At 59.7% G+C, this 15,783-nt stretch carries 14 protein-coding genes; 2 read left to right on the top strand and 12 right to left on the bottom strand.

Annotated elements, in window-relative coordinates; genetic code table 11:
• Positions 1-44: 44 nt before the first annotated feature.
• On the top strand, positions 45-1,037 hold the full coding sequence (asnA, locus tag ACTG2B_RS01450) for an aspartate--ammonia ligase (RefSeq protein WP_317114430.1): 993 nt from the start codon (positions 45-47) through the stop codon (positions 1,035-1,037).
• A 223-nt stretch (positions 1,038-1,260) separates the two neighbouring features.
• Here asnA and ACTG2B_RS01445 read toward each other — a convergent pair whose 3' ends face one another.
• The 4 genes from ACTG2B_RS01445 to rluD form a co-directional block, all read right to left on the bottom strand.
• Positions 1,261-2,085, bottom strand: coding sequence for an MBL fold metallo-hydrolase (locus ACTG2B_RS01445; protein ID WP_439995088.1), 825 nt, complete (start codon positions 2,083-2,085; stop codon positions 1,261-1,263).
• Positions 2,086-2,145: 60 nt separating this feature from the next.
• Positions 2,146-4,719, bottom strand: coding sequence for an ATP-dependent chaperone ClpB (clpB, locus tag ACTG2B_RS01440; RefSeq protein ID WP_439995087.1), 2,574 nt, complete (start codon positions 4,717-4,719; stop codon positions 2,146-2,148).
• 202 nt (positions 4,720-4,921) lie between these two features.
• Complete coding sequence (gene pgeF / locus ACTG2B_RS01435; protein WP_421276251.1) at positions 4,922-5,659, bottom strand: peptidoglycan editing factor PgeF; 738 nt, start codon at positions 5,657-5,659, stop codon at positions 4,922-4,924.
• Positions 5,660-5,758: 99 nt separating this feature from the next.
• On the bottom strand, positions 5,759-6,739 hold the full coding sequence (rluD, locus tag ACTG2B_RS01430; protein WP_005339771.1) for a 23S rRNA pseudouridine(1911/1915/1917) synthase RluD: 981 nt from the start codon (positions 6,737-6,739) through the stop codon (positions 5,759-5,761).
• A gap of 117 nt (positions 6,740-6,856) precedes the next feature.
• Between rluD and ACTG2B_RS01425 the strand changes: the two genes are divergently transcribed.
• Positions 6,857-7,612, top strand: a complete 756-nt coding sequence (locus tag ACTG2B_RS01425; RefSeq protein ID WP_005339769.1) for an outer membrane protein assembly factor BamD — start codon at positions 6,857-6,859, stop codon at positions 7,610-7,612.
• 134 nt (positions 7,613-7,746) lie between these two features.
• Here the strand turns inward: ACTG2B_RS01425 and ACTG2B_RS01420 are convergent, their stop codons facing one another.
• The 8 genes from ACTG2B_RS01420 to ACTG2B_RS01385 all read right to left on the bottom strand — a co-directional run bounded on the left by ACTG2B_RS01420 (position 7,747) and on the right by ACTG2B_RS01385 (position 15,762).
• A complete protein-coding gene (locus ACTG2B_RS01420) occupies positions 7,747-9,075 on the bottom strand; it encodes a CoA-disulfide reductase (RefSeq protein ID WP_439995086.1) in 1,329 nt (442 codons plus the stop codon).
• 98 nt (positions 9,076-9,173) lie between these two features.
• Positions 9,174-10,574, bottom strand: coding sequence for an L-cystine transporter (locus tag ACTG2B_RS01415; protein WP_439995085.1), 1,401 nt, complete (start codon positions 10,572-10,574; stop codon positions 9,174-9,176).
• A 133-nt stretch (positions 10,575-10,707) separates the two neighbouring features.
• The gene (locus ACTG2B_RS01410; protein ID WP_162516319.1) at positions 10,708-12,009 is read right to left on the bottom strand and encodes an L-cysteine desulfidase family protein; all 1,302 of its coding nucleotides are present in this window, start codon (positions 12,007-12,009) and stop codon (positions 10,708-10,710) included.
• A gap of 21 nt (positions 12,010-12,030) precedes the next feature.
• Positions 12,031-12,699: a helix-turn-helix transcriptional regulator gene (locus tag ACTG2B_RS01405; RefSeq protein ID WP_042082913.1), complete on the bottom strand. Its 669-nt coding sequence runs from the start codon at positions 12,697-12,699 to the stop codon at positions 12,031-12,033.
• Between the two features lie 147 nt (positions 12,700-12,846).
• Positions 12,847-13,626: a substrate-binding periplasmic protein gene (locus tag ACTG2B_RS01400; RefSeq protein ID WP_236562705.1), complete on the bottom strand. Its 780-nt coding sequence runs from the start codon at positions 13,624-13,626 to the stop codon at positions 12,847-12,849.
• Between the two features lie 188 nt (positions 13,627-13,814).
• Positions 13,815-14,801 (bottom strand): phage integrase, encoded by a 987-nt coding sequence (locus ACTG2B_RS01395; RefSeq protein ID WP_439995084.1) that lies wholly within the window; start codon positions 14,799-14,801, stop codon positions 13,815-13,817.
• A 71-nt stretch (positions 14,802-14,872) separates the two neighbouring features.
• A complete protein-coding gene (locus ACTG2B_RS01390; RefSeq protein ID WP_203973803.1) occupies positions 14,873-15,295 on the bottom strand; it encodes a hypothetical protein in 423 nt (140 codons plus the stop codon).
• Positions 15,296-15,414: 119 nt separating this feature from the next.
• A complete protein-coding gene (locus ACTG2B_RS01385; protein ID WP_156130336.1) occupies positions 15,415-15,762 on the bottom strand; it encodes a hypothetical protein in 348 nt (115 codons plus the stop codon).
• Positions 15,763-15,783: the final 21 nt, after the last annotated feature.

The following is a 15,783-nucleotide window of genomic DNA, read 5'->3' as shown; positions in this document are numbered from 1 at the left end:
TGAAGAATCACCACATCCAACGGGGTTTGAAACAGGAATTCAGCATGAAACAGCACTACATTCGCAGCCAACAGCAGATCAGCTTCGTCAAAGAGATGTTCTCCCGCCAACTCGCCCAGCAACTGGGTCTGATGGAGGTGCAAGCCCCCATTCTGAGCCGGGTCGGTGATGGTACTCAGGACAACCTCTCTGGCCACGAGAATGCAGTGCAGGTCAAAGTGAAGACCCTGCCGGAGCACAGCTACGAAGTGGTCCATTCACTGGCCAAATGGAAGCGCCAGACCCTGGGTCGCTTCGGCTTCGGCCCGGGCGAAGGGATCTACACCCACATGAAGGCGCTGCGTCCGGATGAAGACAAGCTCACCCCCATCCACTCCGTCTACGTGGATCAGTGGGACTGGGAGAAGGTGATGCCGAGCGAGCGCCGCGATCTTGCCTATCTGCAGGAAACCGTGCGCGGCATCTGGGCCGCCATCAAGGCCACCGAGCGCGCGGTATGTGCCGAGCATGAGTTGACCCCCTTCCTGCCGACCGAGATCCAGTTCCTGCACAGCGAAGAGCTGCTGACCCGCTACCCGGAGCTCGATGCCAAGGGGCGCGAGCGCGCCATCGCCAAAGAGCTGGGGGCCGTGTTCCTGATCGGCATCGGCGGTGCCCTCTCCCACGGCGAACGCCACGATGTACGCGCCCCGGATTACGACGACTGGAGCAGCCACAGCGAGCTGGGTCTGGCGGGTCTGAACGGGGACATTCTGGTGTGGAACCCGGTACTGCAGGACAGTTTCGAGATCTCCTCCATGGGGATCCGGGTCGATGCCGAGGCGCTACGCCGCCAGCTGGCCATCACCGGTGACGAGGATCGCCTGCAGTACGACTGGCATCAGGATCTGCTGGCCGCACGGATGCCGCAAACCATCGGCGGCGGCATCGGCCAATCCCGTCTGGCCATGCTGCTGCTGCAAAAAGAGCATATCGGGCAGGTGCAGGTTGGTGTGTGGCCCTCTGAAATGAAGGCCGCTATCCCTGGCATGCTGTAAACACGTTGATTTCATCGGTCTGGCCTGTGCGCAATGGCACGCGGGTCAGCCCTGAAGGTGTGTGGCGGTGCGGACTGAACGAGCGCAGTCCGGACATGCTGTAAGTCGCGTGGTCATCCCTGATGGCCCACGGCGAAACCGGGGCTTGCCCCTGCGACCCGCTCAACCCACGCAAGGTCGCGTCACTACATTCCTCCCGGCAATCTTCGGATTGCCGTTTTTTTTACGCCGAAAACCGGTATTCGAAACCGGCTCCGATCTGGCACTGGCGCGGCAGATCCGCTTTCCTGCTGCCGGTACAGTGGCAGGCAAACAGCTTCTCCACTGCCTCCTCCTGCAGATAGGCGCCAAGCGCCGCCGCCCGCTGCGAACCGGAAAACTTCAGGTGCAGACCGCCGATGACGGCGTGGATTCGCTCGTCGCCACACACCTCCTTGGCCCGCTCGATGATGTTCTCGACCCCGGCGTGGCCGCAGCCGATAAAGACGATGAGTCCCTGCTCACTCTTGTAGGCCAGCGCCGAGTCGTCGCTGATCAGATCTTTCTCTACCCGTCCGCCCCGCACTATGTAACCAAGCAAGGAAGGTGCAGCCCAGTCACGCCGCATGATGCTACCGAGAAACACCAGACGATCCGAAAGCCACACCGGCTCGGCCGAGCAATGGGGGAGCAAACCTCTGGCCGGCAGCGACTCCCGAGCCAGCTCCCCCGACAGGCGATAGAGGTTGCGCCGCCAGAAGGGAAGCGACAGGAAGTAGCCCCGCTCGCAAAACACGTCCGGACAGGCGATGAGCGAGATGGGTTTTGGATAGACGGGCAGCGAGCCGACCCCGCCCGCATGGTCGTAATGACCGTGAGAGAGCACCACATGGGTGAGCGAGGCGAGATCGATCCCCATCACGGCGGCGTTGTGGCGCAGCGCCTGGCCACGGCCGCTGTCGAACAGTACCCTGAGGCCGTCACACTCCAGCAGCAGCGCCAACCCTCGCTCGGGCAGACAGTCCGGCAGATGAACGTCGTCATCCACCAAGACGGAAAACTTCAACATTTCAGTCCCTCAGAAAACAAAACGCAGGCACCAAGCCTGCGTTTTTTATCGACGATCCCGTTACTGGATCATTGTCAGGCCGTTGCTGTCGGCCCCCAGCACCAGTTTCTTGCCGGGAACGATGCGGCCGGAGAGCAGGGCCTGCGCCAGCGGGTTCTCCACCTTCTGCTGGATCGCCCGCTTGAGGGGTCGTGCCCCGTAGACGGGGTCGAACCCGGCGTGAACCAGCTTGTTGAGCAGCGCTTCGCTCACCTCCACCTCGTAACCCTGAGCCTCGAGACGGCCCATCAGGCTCTTGAGCTGGATCCGGGCGATGGACTTGATGTGCTCCTCGCCGAGCGGATGGAACACCACCGTCTCGTCGATCCGGTTGATAAACTCCGGCCGGAAACTGCGGGTCAGCACATCCATCAGCATCGCCTTCATCTCGTCGTAATCCTTCTCGGAGTGGTGCTCCTGAATCAGATCCGACCCGAGGTTGGAGGTCATGATCACCACCGAGTTGCGGAAATCGACGGTACGACCCTGACCATCGGTCAGGCGGCCATCGTCCAGCACCTGCAGCAGGATGTTGAAGACATCCGGGTGCGCCTTCTCCACCTCGTCCAGCAGGATCACCGAGTAGGGACGACGGCGTACCGCCTCGGTCAGATAACCGCCCTCTTCATAACCCACGTATCCGGGAGGTGCCCCCACCAGACGGGCCACGCTGTGTTTCTCCATGAACTCGGACATATCGATCCGCACCATGGCATCCTGGGTATCGAACAGGAACTCCGCCAGCGCCTTGCACAGCTCGGTCTTGCCCACCCCGGTGGGCCCCAGGAACAGGAAGGAGCCGATGGGGCGATTCGGATCAGAGAGGCCGGCACGAGAGCGACGAATGGCGTTGGAGACCGCATCGACCGCCTCCTCCTGACCAATCACCCGGCTGTGCAGCTGATCTTCCATCCGCAGCAGCTTGTCGCGCTCCCCTTCCAGCATGCGGGCGACCGGAATCCCGGTCCAGCGGGCCAGGACGTCTGCAATCTCCACATCGGTGACCCGGTTGCGCAGCAGACTGGTCTCCTGCATCTCCGCCTGAGTGGCGAGATCCAGCTGTTTCTCCAGCTCCGGAATGCGGCCATATTGCAGCTCGGACATCCGGCCCAGGTCGCCTGCCCGGCGCGCCACGTCGAGATCCTGACGGGCCTGCTCCAGCGCAGCCTTGATATGCTGGGTGCCGGCAAGGGCGGCTTTCTCGGCCTTCCACACTTCGTCCAGCTCGTTGTACTCGCGATCTTTTTCGCCAATCTCCTGATTGATCAGCTCCAGACGCTTGCGGCTGGCGTCGTCGTCCTCTTTCATCAGCGCCTGCTGCTCCAGCTTGAGCTGGATGATGCGCCGCTCGAGGCGATCGAGCGCTTCCGGCTTGGAGTCGATCTGCAACCGGATGCTGGCCGCCGCCTCGTCGATGAGATCGATGGCCTTGTCCGGCAACTGACGATCCGCAATATAGCGGTGCGACAGCTGGGCCGCCGCCACAATCGCGGGGTCGGTGATCTGCACATGGTGGTGCAGCTCGTAACGCTCTTTCAAGCCGCGCAGGATGGCGATGGTGTCCTCCACGCTCGGCTCTTCCACCAGCACCTTCTGGAAGCGACGCTCAAGCGCGGCATCTTTCTCGATGTACTGACGGTACTCATCCAGGGTGGTGGCGCCGACGCAGTGCAGGTCGCCACGGGCCAGCGCAGGTTTCAGCATGTTGCCCGCATCCATGGCCCCCTCGCCCTTGCCAGCGCCGACCATGGTGTGCAACTCGTCGATAAAGAGGATGACGTTGCCCTCCTCCTTGGCGAGATCGGTCAGCACGGCCTTGAGCCGCTCTTCAAACTCACCGCGATACTTGGCACCGGCCACCAGCGCCCCCATGTCCAGCGAAAGCACCCGCTTGTTCTTCAGCCCTTCCGGCACTTCACCGTTGATAATGCGCTGGGCCAGCCCCTCGACGATGGCGGTTTTACCGACACCGGGGGCACCGATCAGCACGGGGTTGTTCTTGGTGCGGCGTTGCAGCACCTGAATGGTACGGCGGATCTCGTCATCACGGCCGATCACCGGGTCGAGTTTGCCGATTTCGGCCCGCTCGGTCAGATCGATGGTGTACTTCTCCAGCGCCTGACGGTTCTCCTCGGCGTTGGCATCTTCCACCTTCTTGCCGCCCCGCACCTTGTCGATGGCCGCTTCCAGTTTCTCTTTGGTCAGCCCCTGGGCACGCAGCAGCTCGCCCAGCGTTCCCTTGTCGTCGAGGGCAGCCAGCACGAAGAGTTCGGAGGAGATGAACTGATCCTTGCGCTGCTGGGCCAGTTTGTCGCAGACGTTGAGCAGGCGGCCGAGGCCGTTGGAGAGCTGCACGTCCCCTTCCACGCCGCTGACGCGCGGCAGGCGATCCAGCTCCTCACCGAGACGGGAGCGCAGGGCGTTGATATCCATCCCGGTCAGGGTGAGCAACGGACGGATGGAGCCCCCATCCTGATTGACCAACGCGGCCATCAGGTGAACGGGTTCGATGAATTGGTGGTCACGACCCAGCGCAAGAGACTGGGCATCGGAAATAGCAATCTGGAATTTGCTGGTAAGGCGATCGAGGCGCATTGCACTCCCCCTTCAAACAGGCAGACGCCGCTTGCGCGGCAAACAACTTAACTTTCTGAGATGAAAGATGAGGCCCGTACGGGCTATTTCAAGGGCATGGGCTGGTTATTTTTTCTGCAAAGCGGTGAGAGGGCAGGATCCCCGCCTCTCTCATACGGATCTGTTCTTGAGAGAGACGGGCTATTACTTGGCGGGTGATTGCTTAGCGGGCCAACCAGATGAGAGAGGCCATACGGCCGGTCTGGCCGTCGCGACGATAAGAGTAGAACTGCTCGCTATCGCTGAAGGTGCAGTATTCACCACCATAGACGGCGGTGACGCCAGCGCGGGCAAGGCGCAACCGCGCCAGCTGGTAGATATCCGCCAACCATTTGCCGTCGTTGGACGAAGAGACGAACGCCGCTTCTGCTTCGGCCTGCTCAGCCATAAAGGCCTCGCGCACCTCTCCCCCCACTTCAAATGCAGTGGGGCCAATGGCCGGGCCAAGCCAGGCCAGGACCTCGCCCGGCTCGCAGCCCATGGCGGCGATGCTCGCCTCCAGCACGCCCTCTTTCAGTCCACGCCAGCCAGCGTGGGCCGCTGCGACCACGGTACCGGCCCGATCGCAAAACAACACCGGCAGACAGTCGGCGGTCATCACGATGCAGGCCAGCTCCGCCTCATGGGCGCAGGCGGCATCGGCATCCGGCGCCTGCTCATAATGGCTGCTGACCGGATGAACCACGGTGCCGTGCACCTGATTGAGCCAGTTAAGGGGCCCCGGGATGGCGGCCGCCTGCTGCAGCCGGGCCCGATTGGCCTCGACTCGCACCGGTTCATCCCCCACATGGGCGCCCAGATTGAGACCGGCAAAGACCCCTTCGCTAACACCACCATCCCGGGTGGTCGACAACGCCCTGACACACGCCGGGGCTGGCCAGTCGGGTTCGATCCATTTCATCTGTGACTCCTTCAATTCACCGATATAAAAACGGGGCTCCTGCAAGGGAACCCCGTTTGCCGGATGACGCCAGAAACCGACGCAGCAGGCCCTATCACATCAGTTCCAGACCAGATCGTCCGGATTGGCGAGAGTATCCGCACGCAGCACTTCCATCAGCTCCACCATGTCTTGCGGTGTAGCTGAGTGCCACTGCATCACTTCCCCCGTGATGGGGTGAGCCAGTTGCAGCATGGTGGCATGCAGCGCCTGACGGTTGAAGTTACGCAGTGCCTGGGTCAGCTCGGGGGTCGCGTTGCGCAGCGGGCGCAGACGGCCACCGTAAGCGGGATCGCCCACCAGCGGGTGTTTGATGTGCGCCATGTGGACACGGATCTGGTGGGTACGACCGGTTTCCAGACGCAGACGCAGACGGGTATGGCCACGGAACTTCTCGTGAACCCGGTAGTGAGTCACGGAAGGACGACCATTGGGCACCACGGCCATATGGGTACGCTGGGTCGGGTGACGGCCGATAGGCGCATCAACGGTACCACCTGCGGTCATGTGACCGATGGCGATCGCTTCGTACTCACGGGTGATCTGGCGCGCCTGCAACGCTTCCACCAGATGGGTCTGGGCGGGTACGGTTTTGGCAACCACCATCAAACCTGTGGTGTCTTTATCTAGACGGTGCACGATACCGGCACGGGGCACCTCGGCAATGCCGGGGTAGCGGTGCAGCAGGGCGTTGAGGATGGTGCCATCCGGCGTACCTGCGCCCGGGTGAACCACCAGTCCGGCCGGTTTGTCGATCACCAGAATGTGTTCATCTTCATAAACGATGTTGAGCTCGATATCCTGGGCATCCCAGCGAGTATCATCTTCCAGCTCAACATTCACATGCACCTGCTGCCCGGCCAGAATCTTCTCGCGCGGGGTGTTGGCAACCTGACCGTCCAGGGTCACTCTGTCCTGTAAAATCCACTCCTTGATGCGGGTGCGGGAGTAGTCTGGAAACAATTCGGCCAGGGCCTGGTCGAGTCGCTGCCCGAATTGGTGATCCTGGAATTCGCCTGTCAGTTCAATATGCTGGCTCATGTATGGTCTCTTGAGCGGGGGGTATCAATTCGAAATAATCCGGGTATTCTAGCTTTTCTTTTAGCCAAGCATAACGGATACTTTGCCAATTTCGTGGAAATGGACCGGATGTTGTTGATGGGAAAGAAGTCTCACCTGCTGATGTCGCTCGCCTTGGTCGCTACCTTGATCACAGGCTGTTCCAGCACCAAACCCAAGGTACCCGACGAACCGCCGGAGACCCTGTACCAGAAAGCACGCCTCAAACTGGACGTTGGCAATTACGTGCAAGCCACTGAATTGCTGGAGGCTTTGGACTCTCGCTACCCGTTCGGTGCCTACTCCAACCAGGTGCAGCTTGACCTCATCTATGCCTACTACAAGCAGGATGATACCGCTCAGGCGATCGCCAATATCGACCGTTTTATCCGCCTCAATCCGGCGCATAAAAATATCGATTACGTCTTCTATATGCGCGGCCTGACCAACATGGCGGCGGATTACAACTTCTTCCAGAGCCTGTTCGGTATCGGTCGTGACGACAAAGACCCTGCTTATGCCCGTCAGGCATTCCAGGATTTCAAGACCCTGTTGCAGAACTACCCCAACAGCGTCTATGCCGCCGATGCCCGCGCCCGCATGATTGGCCTGAAGAATCGTCTGGCCCGATATGACCTGAGCGTGGCCGAGTATTATGTGAAGCGTGATGCACTGGTCGCGGCCGCCAACCGGGCCAAGCTGATTGTCGAAACCTACCCCGACACAGCCGAAACCGAGAAGGCACTGGAGATCATGGTCGAGTCTTACGACGCCCTGAAGATGCCGCAGCTGGCCAAGCATGCCCGCGAAGTGCTGGCCAAGAACTACCCGGAGAACCGCCTCGGCCGTGGCTGAGTGATACGGATTAACCGGTAACAAAAAACCGATGCCAAGGCATCGGTTTTTTTATCGCTGCAATTTAGCCGCTGATTTTACCCGCAGAGGCTCTGCAGAGCAGAATATGCGTAACGGCGCCGTCATCGCAACGCTTACTTCGCGACGTTACCCGCCACGTTCAGGGCATCCCAGGTGCGGGAGAAGGGCGGCGCGTAGGCAAAGTCCAGCATGCCGAGCTGCTCGGTGGTCACTCCCATGGTGATGGCAACCGCCAACGCATCGATGCGGTGGACCGCCCCCTTGCGACCGAGGATCTGACCACCCAACAGCCGCTTGCTGCCCGCCTCATAGACCAGCTTGACGTGGATATCGGACTGACCCGGGCAGTAGTTGGTGTGGCACTTGTCCTTGATCACCACGGTGCGATAGTCGATGCCCATCGCCTTGGCTTCCTGCTCGGAGAGGCCGGTACGGCCCGCCTCCAGCCCAAGCACCTTGAGCGCCGCAGAACCGAGGGTACCCGGGAACTCCTGCTCGGCACCCGCCAGGTTCTCGCCTACCATGCGCCCCAGCTTGTTGGCGATGGTGGCGAGCGGTACATAGACCTGCTGCTGCTTCACGCTGTGCCAAACGCTGGCACAGTCACCGGCTGACCAGACGTTGGCGAGCGAGCTGCGCCCCTGACGGTCCACCTTGATGGCGCCGTTGCCGAGCCGCTCGATGCCGGTATCGGTCAGAAACTCGGTGTTGGGCTTGACCCCGGTGCAGACCACCACGATATCGGCCTCGTACTCGCCCTGGCTGGTGCGCACGCCGGTCACCCGGCCATCCCCCAGCAGCGCTTCAACTCGCTCACCCAGATGGAGAGAGACCCCCTGCTCGCGCAGTTCGGTTTCGATGTGCTGGGTGATCTCGCTATCAAACGCGTCGGGGATGACCCGATCCGCCAGCTCGATAAGACGCACCTCTTTGCCCTGATGGACCAGCGCCTCGACCACTTCCAGCCCGATAAAACCGGAACCAATCACCACGGCGCGGCGATTATTCTTGTCTTGCACCGCAGCTTTGAGCGCCAGCCCGTCGGCCATCCGGCGCAGACCGAATACCCCTTGCTGCTGCAAACCGGGGATGGGGGGCATCACTTCGCGGGCACCGGTGGCGATCATCAGCCGATCGTAGCGGTCGGTGAAGGTGTCGCCGTTGTGCTCCACCACCAGAGTCTGGGCCGCCGCGTCGACGCTCAGCACCCGATGGCCAATCTTGACCTCGATCCCCTTGGCGGCAAACTGCTCGGGGGTGAACTCGGCCATGTAGCCGGGCTCCTGAAACTCGTCGCCGACAAAGTAAGGCAGGCCGCAGGCACCGAAAGAGATTACCTCGGAGGCCTCATACACCACGATGTCGGCATCTTTGGCCAGACGGCGCGCCTTGGCCGCCGCGCTCATACCGGCGGCTTCGCCACCGATGATCAGAATTCTCATAGTTTTTCCTCTCAATGGCGCAGGGAGGGCATGCCCTCCCTGCGGTCTATGACGGGAAAGGGTCACCCCTTTCCACGGGCAGATCAACCGACAGCAAATCAGACGGTGGACTCTTCGCCGTCCAGACTCACTTCGTGATCGCTGTTGAACACATGCATGTCGGTCTCGCCCATCAGGCGGCTGGTGACCGTCCCTGCTGTGATGGAGCCGGAGACGTTGAGCGCGGTACGGCCCATATCGATCAGCGGCTCGATGGAGATGAGCAGACCGGCCAGCGCCACCGGGAAGTCCAGCGCGGAGAGCACGATCAGCGCGGCAAAGGTGGCGCCGCCGCCAATGCCGGCCACCCCGAAGGAGCTGACGGTGATGATGGCGATCAGGGTCATGATGAAACCGGGATCCATCGGGTTGACCCCGACGGTCGGGGCAATCATCACGGCCAGCATGGCCGGATAGATACCGGCACAGCCGTTCTGGCCGATGGTGGAACCGAAAGAAGCGGCGAAGTTGGCGATCCCCTCCGGAATACCCAGCGACTTGGTCTGGGTCTGCACGTTCATCGGGATGGAGCCCGCACTGGTACGGGAGGTGAAGGCAAAGGCCAGCACCGGCGTGATCTTCTTGAGGAAGCGGGCCGGGTTGATGCCGACCATGCCGACCAGCAGCAGGTGCACGGCGAACATGATGGCAATCGCGCCGTAAGAGGCCATCACGAAGCTGAGCAGATTGATGATGTCAGCGTAGTTGGAACCGGATACCACCTTGGTCATCAGGGCCAGCACACCGAACGGGGTCAGGCGCAGCACCAGGGTCACCATCCGCATCACGATGGCGTGGGCCACGGCGATGAAGTGGCTGAAGCTGGCGAAGATCTCCGGCTTCTTGCGGGCGATGCCGGTAGCCGACAGACCGATGAAGATGGAGAAGATCACCACGGCGATGGTGGAGGTCTTGCGACCGCCGGTCATGTCGAGGAAGGGGTTGGCCGGAATGAACTCCAGCACCATCTTGGCAAAGGACATGCTCTCGACACTGCCGAGGGTGCTCTGCAGCGCCGCACCGCGAGCGCTTTCCGCAGCACCGGCAGTGAGCCCTTCCGCAGTCAGACCAAACAGGTTGGACATCAGGATGCCAGCCCCGGCGGCGATGGCGGTGGTGAAGATCAGCACGCCGATGGTCATGGCGCTGATCTTGCCAAGGGCGGTACCGCCGTTGAGCTTGAGGATGGCGCTGATGATGGAGACCATGATCAGCGGGATGATGATCATCTGCAGCAGCTTCACATAGCCGCTGCCGACGATATCGAGATAGTCGATGGTCTGGCCAATCACCGCAGAACCCGCTCCGTAGAGCAGCTGCAGGGCAGCCCCGAACAGGATACCCAGACCCAGACCGGCAAACACCCGGCGGGTGAAGCTCACATGTTTTTGCTGCAACCGATAGAGAAAGAACAGCAAGATGGCGGCGATGGCCAGATTGCCGATAACGCTAAATGTCATGGTATGACTCCCCAAAAAGCGGGCTTGCGCCCGAGAAACAAGAGCAAGCGCCATGCTTGCCCTGGCAACCGTGTCAGACGGTCTTCGCCGTCGTGACAAGAACAAGGGGGTCTATCGCCCCCTTGTCACAGATTCACTGCTTCTGCTGTTTCGCTCGCATGATGTTGATGATTTCGATGTCGGTATCCAGCATCCCCTCTTTGGAGAGGCGGCCCAGATTGGCGATGGTCTGGTCCACATCGTCGGAGACGATCCCCTCGCTCTGGGGCACATGCAGGTTGTTGATGGCCATCAGCGAAGACTTAACCGCCGCCGAGGTGGAGGTGGAGACCTTCATGGAGCAGGCGCTGCCCGCGCCGTCGCAGATGATGCCGGAGACATCGCCAATCATGTTGTTGATGCAGTGGCTGATCTGCTGATACTGGCCGCCCAGCAGCCAGGTGATGGCGGCGCCGGCCCCCATGGCGGCGGTACTGGCGGCGCAGAGGGCCGACAGCTTGTTCTGATAGGTCTTGATGTAGATGGCCACCAAATGGCTCATCACCAGTGCCCGGGTCAGCTGCTCGTCGCTCGCCTTGAGGAAGCGGGCAGCCGCGACCACAGGCATGGTGGCGGCAATGCCCTGATTGCCGGAACCGGAGTTGGACATGGCGGGCAGCATGGCGCCATCCATCCGCGCATCGGAGGCAGCGGAGGAGAGGCGCATCGCCAGCGTCATCAGGTCATCGGAGAGCAGCTTGCGCTCCACCTGTTCGGTGAGGATCTTGCCGATCTTCAGACCGTAACCCTGTAATCCTTCATCTGCCAGCGCCTGATTCATGGTGGCGGCCTCGCGGATAAAGTCGATCTCCGCCAGCGGCACTTCCAATGCAAAATCGACGATCTCCCGCAGAGTCATGGTCGGTTTGGCGGATTTGGCTGGCTGGATCTGCACGCCGGGGGCACTGGCCTGCTCCATCAGCACCTCGCCATCCTTCTCCATCAGGATGATGCGGGTGTGGTCGGTACAGATCACCACCCGGGCGCTGTGCCCTTCAATTTCAGCCAGCACCTCGGCGTAGAGCACGTCCGGCACATCCTTCACATCCACCTTGATTACCGGCAGCAACGCCTTGGCCGCCTCGACCTGGGCCGGGGTGAGAGTCTTGAGCACCTCCAGCCCGGCATCGGGATTGCCCCCTGTGATGCCGACCGCAGCGGCCACCGGCAGACCGATCATGCCGGTGCCCGGCACCCCGACCCCCATGCCGTTCTTGAACAGATTGCCACTGACCCAGACACTGATGCGGGTCGGGGTCTCCCCCAGCAGCTTGCGGCAGTTTGCCGCTGCCAGCGCCACCGACATCGGCTCGGTACAGCCCAGGGCCGGCACCACTTCACGCTTGAGCAGGGTAATAAAGTCGGTCCATTGTGCTTTCATCGCAGTGTTTCTCATGTTCAGGGTGCCCGCAGGCAGTTATTGCTTGTTCAGATCCGCTTTGTGATTACGGATATGCAGATAAACAGTATGACGGGAGATGCCGAGCATCCGGGCAACCAGCTGGGCCGCCTCCTTGATCTCGAAGATCCCCATGTCGAAGAGCCGGGTCACTATCTCCTTGTTGCGCACCGTGCAGGAGAGCGAATCGTCCCGATCCACCTTCTCAATCACTTGAGTCACCAGATCATCCACCGAGCTGGCAAAGGTCTCGTTGTTGAGCGGAGCCGGTGCCGCTGGCAGCGCAAAAGTATCGAGCAGGCAGCCAAGGGAGGTATCCAGACTGAAGTTCACGCAGAGCATGCCAATGGGCTTGCCCTGCCGGTTGCTGATGGTGATGGAGGAGGACTTCATCAGCGTCCCGTCGCGGGTACGGCTGAAGTAGCTGCTCCACTGGCTGCCCGCCTCCCCCTGCAAGCGGTTGAGGGCAAAGTCGGTGACCGGCGCCCCCTCCCGACGACCGGTGACATGGCCGTTGGCAATCTTGATGACCGATGCATCCAGCGTATCGAACGCATGCAACACCACCTCGCACCCTGCGCCAAACAGCGCGGCCAGCGCCTCGACCGCGGGCTCGAAACTGGCGATCAGATGACGTTCTTCATCCGTTAACGAATTGATCTGGTCAGTGGTGGCTGCTGTGGACATATATGAGTAACTTTGAGTAAACCGCAGTTGATTCTACTATCAACAAGATCAACTAATGTTGAGCGGCATCCCCTTTTTGTTCGCCATTATGCCCACCTTTTAACAAAGTGCGACAAATTGTGAAGCGGCGCACAGCAGGGCGGCAACTCAGAGGTGATAGCGGGCCAGCAGCTGCTTGTAGGCGGGAGTCTGTTTGAACGCCTTGAGGGCAGAGGAGAAGCGGATAGCCAGCTGGTCGTGGCCGGGCTTGTGGGTAAACGCGAGGAAGTTGCGGTTGTCGTCGGTCAGCAGGCGCGAGCCGTGGTTCACCTGATCCTGCAACCCCTGGGTATGCAGCAGATAACGACCGACCCGCTCGTTGAGCACCACCCCGTCCAGCCGACCGGCCATCATCAGATGCAGCTGTTTGATGGCATTCCCCTCCCCCGTCATCGGCATCCGGATAACGCCGGGATCGGTCAGAAAATCGGGGCTGTAGGCATAATCTTCCTGAATACCTATCCGCAGACCCTTGAGGTCGGAGAGCTGCTTGAAATCCACCGGACGAACCGTCGGATAGAAGAGCACTTCGCCGCTGTAAGAGAGCGGCTCTTCGGGATAGTGGAGCCAATGCTGGCGGGAAGGTTCAAAGAAGACATCAAGCACCGCATCCCCCTGCCTGAGACGGGCCTGCTGCAGAACCCGCTTCCAGGGCAGCACCCTGATTTCGGTGCGATAACCCATCTGGCGCAACACGGTACAGGCCAGATCGAGATCGGCGCCGGCCAACTCGCCATTGTCACCACGCATCACATAAGGGGGCCACAGCTCGGTCAGCAGCGTCAGAGTCGGCGGCTCGTCCGCCGCCACGGCCGAACCAGCACCAAACAGGGAGGCCAGCAGCCAGCCGTACAACCCGATCCTTCGCCAACCCTGACACCACATCATGGAGGTCCCTCATGGTCCGTATGGATTGAGGATATACAAGGGATGAGCAATAAAAAAGGAGGCCGAAGCCGCCTTATTATGGTCAATGAAAACAATGAGTTATATGCACATCAATTACTTACATACCACCAACTAGGACGCAAAAACACGTAGTGCGACACCAGTTGGGGCAATTTGTGGACACATCATCAGGCTGCTGGCAGTGGATTTTCCAGAGGATTGAAGCGCACCGCATCGCTGAGGTAGTCCGGTGCAAAGTGGGCATAGGTCATCGTTTGCTGGATATTGTGATGCCCCAGGATTTTTTGCAGCGCGAGGATGTTGCCACCGGACATCATAAAATGTGATGCAAAGGTGTGCCGGAAGACATGCACCGCCTGCCCTGCGGGTAAATCAGGCGCCACAGTCTTGAGCACATCACGTACCAGGTAATAGTCCAGGGCACGGAACAGCGGGCCACGGTTAACCCCGGTCGTTATTTCTTTACATAGTTCGTCAGAGATCGGCACTGTGCGATTCTTGCCGTTCTTGGTGTTGATGTAAGTAACCCGGCCTGCCAGCACATCTTCGCGGCGTAAATTCGCAGCTTCACTCCATCGAGACCCAGTTGCCAGGCAGAGCTTGACCACTTTCAAGTTGTCACCAGATAGTGCGGCAAGGACTTCACTGATTTCATCCTGAGTGAGGTAACCCATCGACCGCTCAACCAGCTTGACCTTCTTCATCTCCTTGAGCGGATGCTCATGATGGTAATGACCAAGATCGATGAGTACCGAGAACACCCCGCCCAGCATCTCTTGATCACGGTTGACGGTCTTTGGCTGCCGGCCAGCATGCAGTCGCTGCGCCCGGTACTCGGAGAACAGCGCCCTGGTCACCTGTCTAGCCTGTGGATGGTGCAACGCTGCATCGATATTGTGCAGTTTCTTGCGTACCGCCTCCCCTGCTTTCAGGGTCTGACCATGGTAACGCCACCAGAGTTCGATGAGATCAGAGAGTGGCCGGTTGTCTGCCGGGCGATCAACCCACCCCTTATTATGCTCGGTGGCAATCACCCAGCGTTCAAACTGCTGGGCCTCGGATTTGGTTTTGAAGCGCTTGCGGATCCGCTTGCCGTCACGACCTTGCGGGCGGATATCAACCAGATAACCTTCGGGAGTTGACTTGATACTCATGGGGACCAAACAGGGAAAGGAGGGCATTTGGCAGCCACTTCATCAGGTTACCCATCAAAAGTGACTGCTTATCAGTGGGGCATATATCTGAAAATGGCTGCGACTATCGCACCAGTTAGTACGACTCCAGTGCTGATCAAACCAAGCATGGTACGAAACATCCACTGCTGCTGTTTTGCTTGAGCCTCATGCAGGTCTGCTTTGGTGGCAAACTTCTTATCCAAACCATCAAACTTGGCATCAAATTTTTTGTCCAAGGCATCAAGTCTCAGATCGAACTTCTTGTCCAAGGCATCGAGCTTAACCTCGAACTTCTTGTCCATGGTGTCGAGCTTGATATCAAACGCATCTTGCCGCCCTGCCAGCGTGGCCATAGATACTTTCAGGCTGCTGACATCATCAGCCACCCGTTCCAGCTTTTGCTTGATATCTGTTGTATCACGTTGAATATGCTCAACGTGAGACTCAAGCTTTGCCACTCTGGGTTCTAACATGCCGCCATTACCTCCATCACCACCGGTACCTCTAGGGCCACCACCATGACTTCTATCATCATGCTGGTTCGGAGTATGTGACCGGCCCCCTCTGAAATCAACGTCTCTGACCTCCCCCATCACTCGTTCCCCCGCGACTGGCTTTCGAACCAGCTCAGCACCGTTTGAGCATTTACTGACTGTATTACTCCACAATTTTTACACGTCATCGGGTAGAAATAGACTTTGTGGGTCATGACAGGGTCATCGCTCGAAACAGCGTGAGGAACCAAAGCAACTTGTCTTAATTCATCTTCCGTTGCTCTTGGGTCACCTGCGGCATATGAGGAAATAATGTCCACCGTTGGTATGCTGAAGTTATCGCAGCCACATTGATGACAGGTCATCTTTGCCCCTTTCTCAGCCAAGAAGTCGGCCAATACTCCTGGGCTGATACGTTCAAATCGAAACCTCAATTCTGGATGCATGCAAACTCCCTAAAGTGTCCG

This window comes from Aeromonas sp. 30P (assembly GCF_051919805.1).
In the GTDB taxonomy this organism is placed as follows: Bacteria; Pseudomonadota; Gammaproteobacteria; order Enterobacterales; family Aeromonadaceae; genus Aeromonas; species Aeromonas veronii.
The sequence above is the reverse complement of the archived record's forward strand: the minus strand, read 5'-3'. Positions and strand labels throughout refer to the sequence as shown.

Excerpts from the sequence above, each read along its gene's own strand:
- asnA (WP_317114430.1), top strand. The coding sequence starts at position 45 with ATGAAACAGCACTACATTCGCAGCCAACAGCAGATCAGCTTCGTCAAA.
- ACTG2B_RS01445 (WP_439995088.1), bottom strand. The coding sequence starts at position 2,085 with ATGTTGAAGTTTTCCGTCTTGGTGGATGACGACGTTCATCTGCCGGAC.
- clpB (WP_439995087.1), bottom strand. The coding sequence starts at position 4,719 with ATGCGCCTCGATCGCCTTACCAGCAAATTCCAGATTGCTATTTCCGAT.
- pgeF (WP_421276251.1), bottom strand. The coding sequence starts at position 5,659 with ATGAAATGGATCGAACCCGACTGGCCAGCCCCGGCGTGTGTCAGGGCG.
- rluD (WP_005339771.1), bottom strand. The coding sequence starts at position 6,739 with ATGAGCCAGCATATTGAACTGACAGGCGAATTCCAGGATCACCAATTC.
- ACTG2B_RS01425 (WP_005339769.1), top strand. The coding sequence starts at position 6,857 with ATGGGAAAGAAGTCTCACCTGCTGATGTCGCTCGCCTTGGTCGCTACC.
- ACTG2B_RS01420 (WP_439995086.1), bottom strand. The coding sequence starts at position 9,075 with ATGAGAATTCTGATCATCGGTGGCGAAGCCGCCGGTATGAGCGCGGCG.
- ACTG2B_RS01415 (WP_439995085.1), bottom strand. The coding sequence starts at position 10,574 with ATGACATTTAGCGTTATCGGCAATCTGGCCATCGCCGCCATCTTGCTG.
- ACTG2B_RS01410 (WP_162516319.1), bottom strand. The coding sequence starts at position 12,009 with ATGAGAAACACTGCGATGAAAGCACAATGGACCGACTTTATTACCCTG.
- ACTG2B_RS01405 (WP_042082913.1), bottom strand. The coding sequence starts at position 12,699 with ATGTCCACAGCAGCCACCACTGACCAGATCAATTCGTTAACGGATGAA.
- ACTG2B_RS01400 (WP_236562705.1), bottom strand. The coding sequence starts at position 13,626 with ATGATGTGGTGTCAGGGTTGGCGAAGGATCGGGTTGTACGGCTGGCTG.
- ACTG2B_RS01395 (WP_439995084.1), bottom strand. The coding sequence starts at position 14,801 with ATGAGTATCAAGTCAACTCCCGAAGGTTATCTGGTTGATATCCGCCCG.
- ACTG2B_RS01390 (WP_203973803.1), bottom strand. The coding sequence starts at position 15,295 with ATGTTAGAACCCAGAGTGGCAAAGCTTGAGTCTCACGTTGAGCATATT.
- ACTG2B_RS01385 (WP_156130336.1), bottom strand. The coding sequence starts at position 15,762 with ATGCATCCAGAATTGAGGTTTCGATTTGAACGTATCAGCCCAGGAGTA.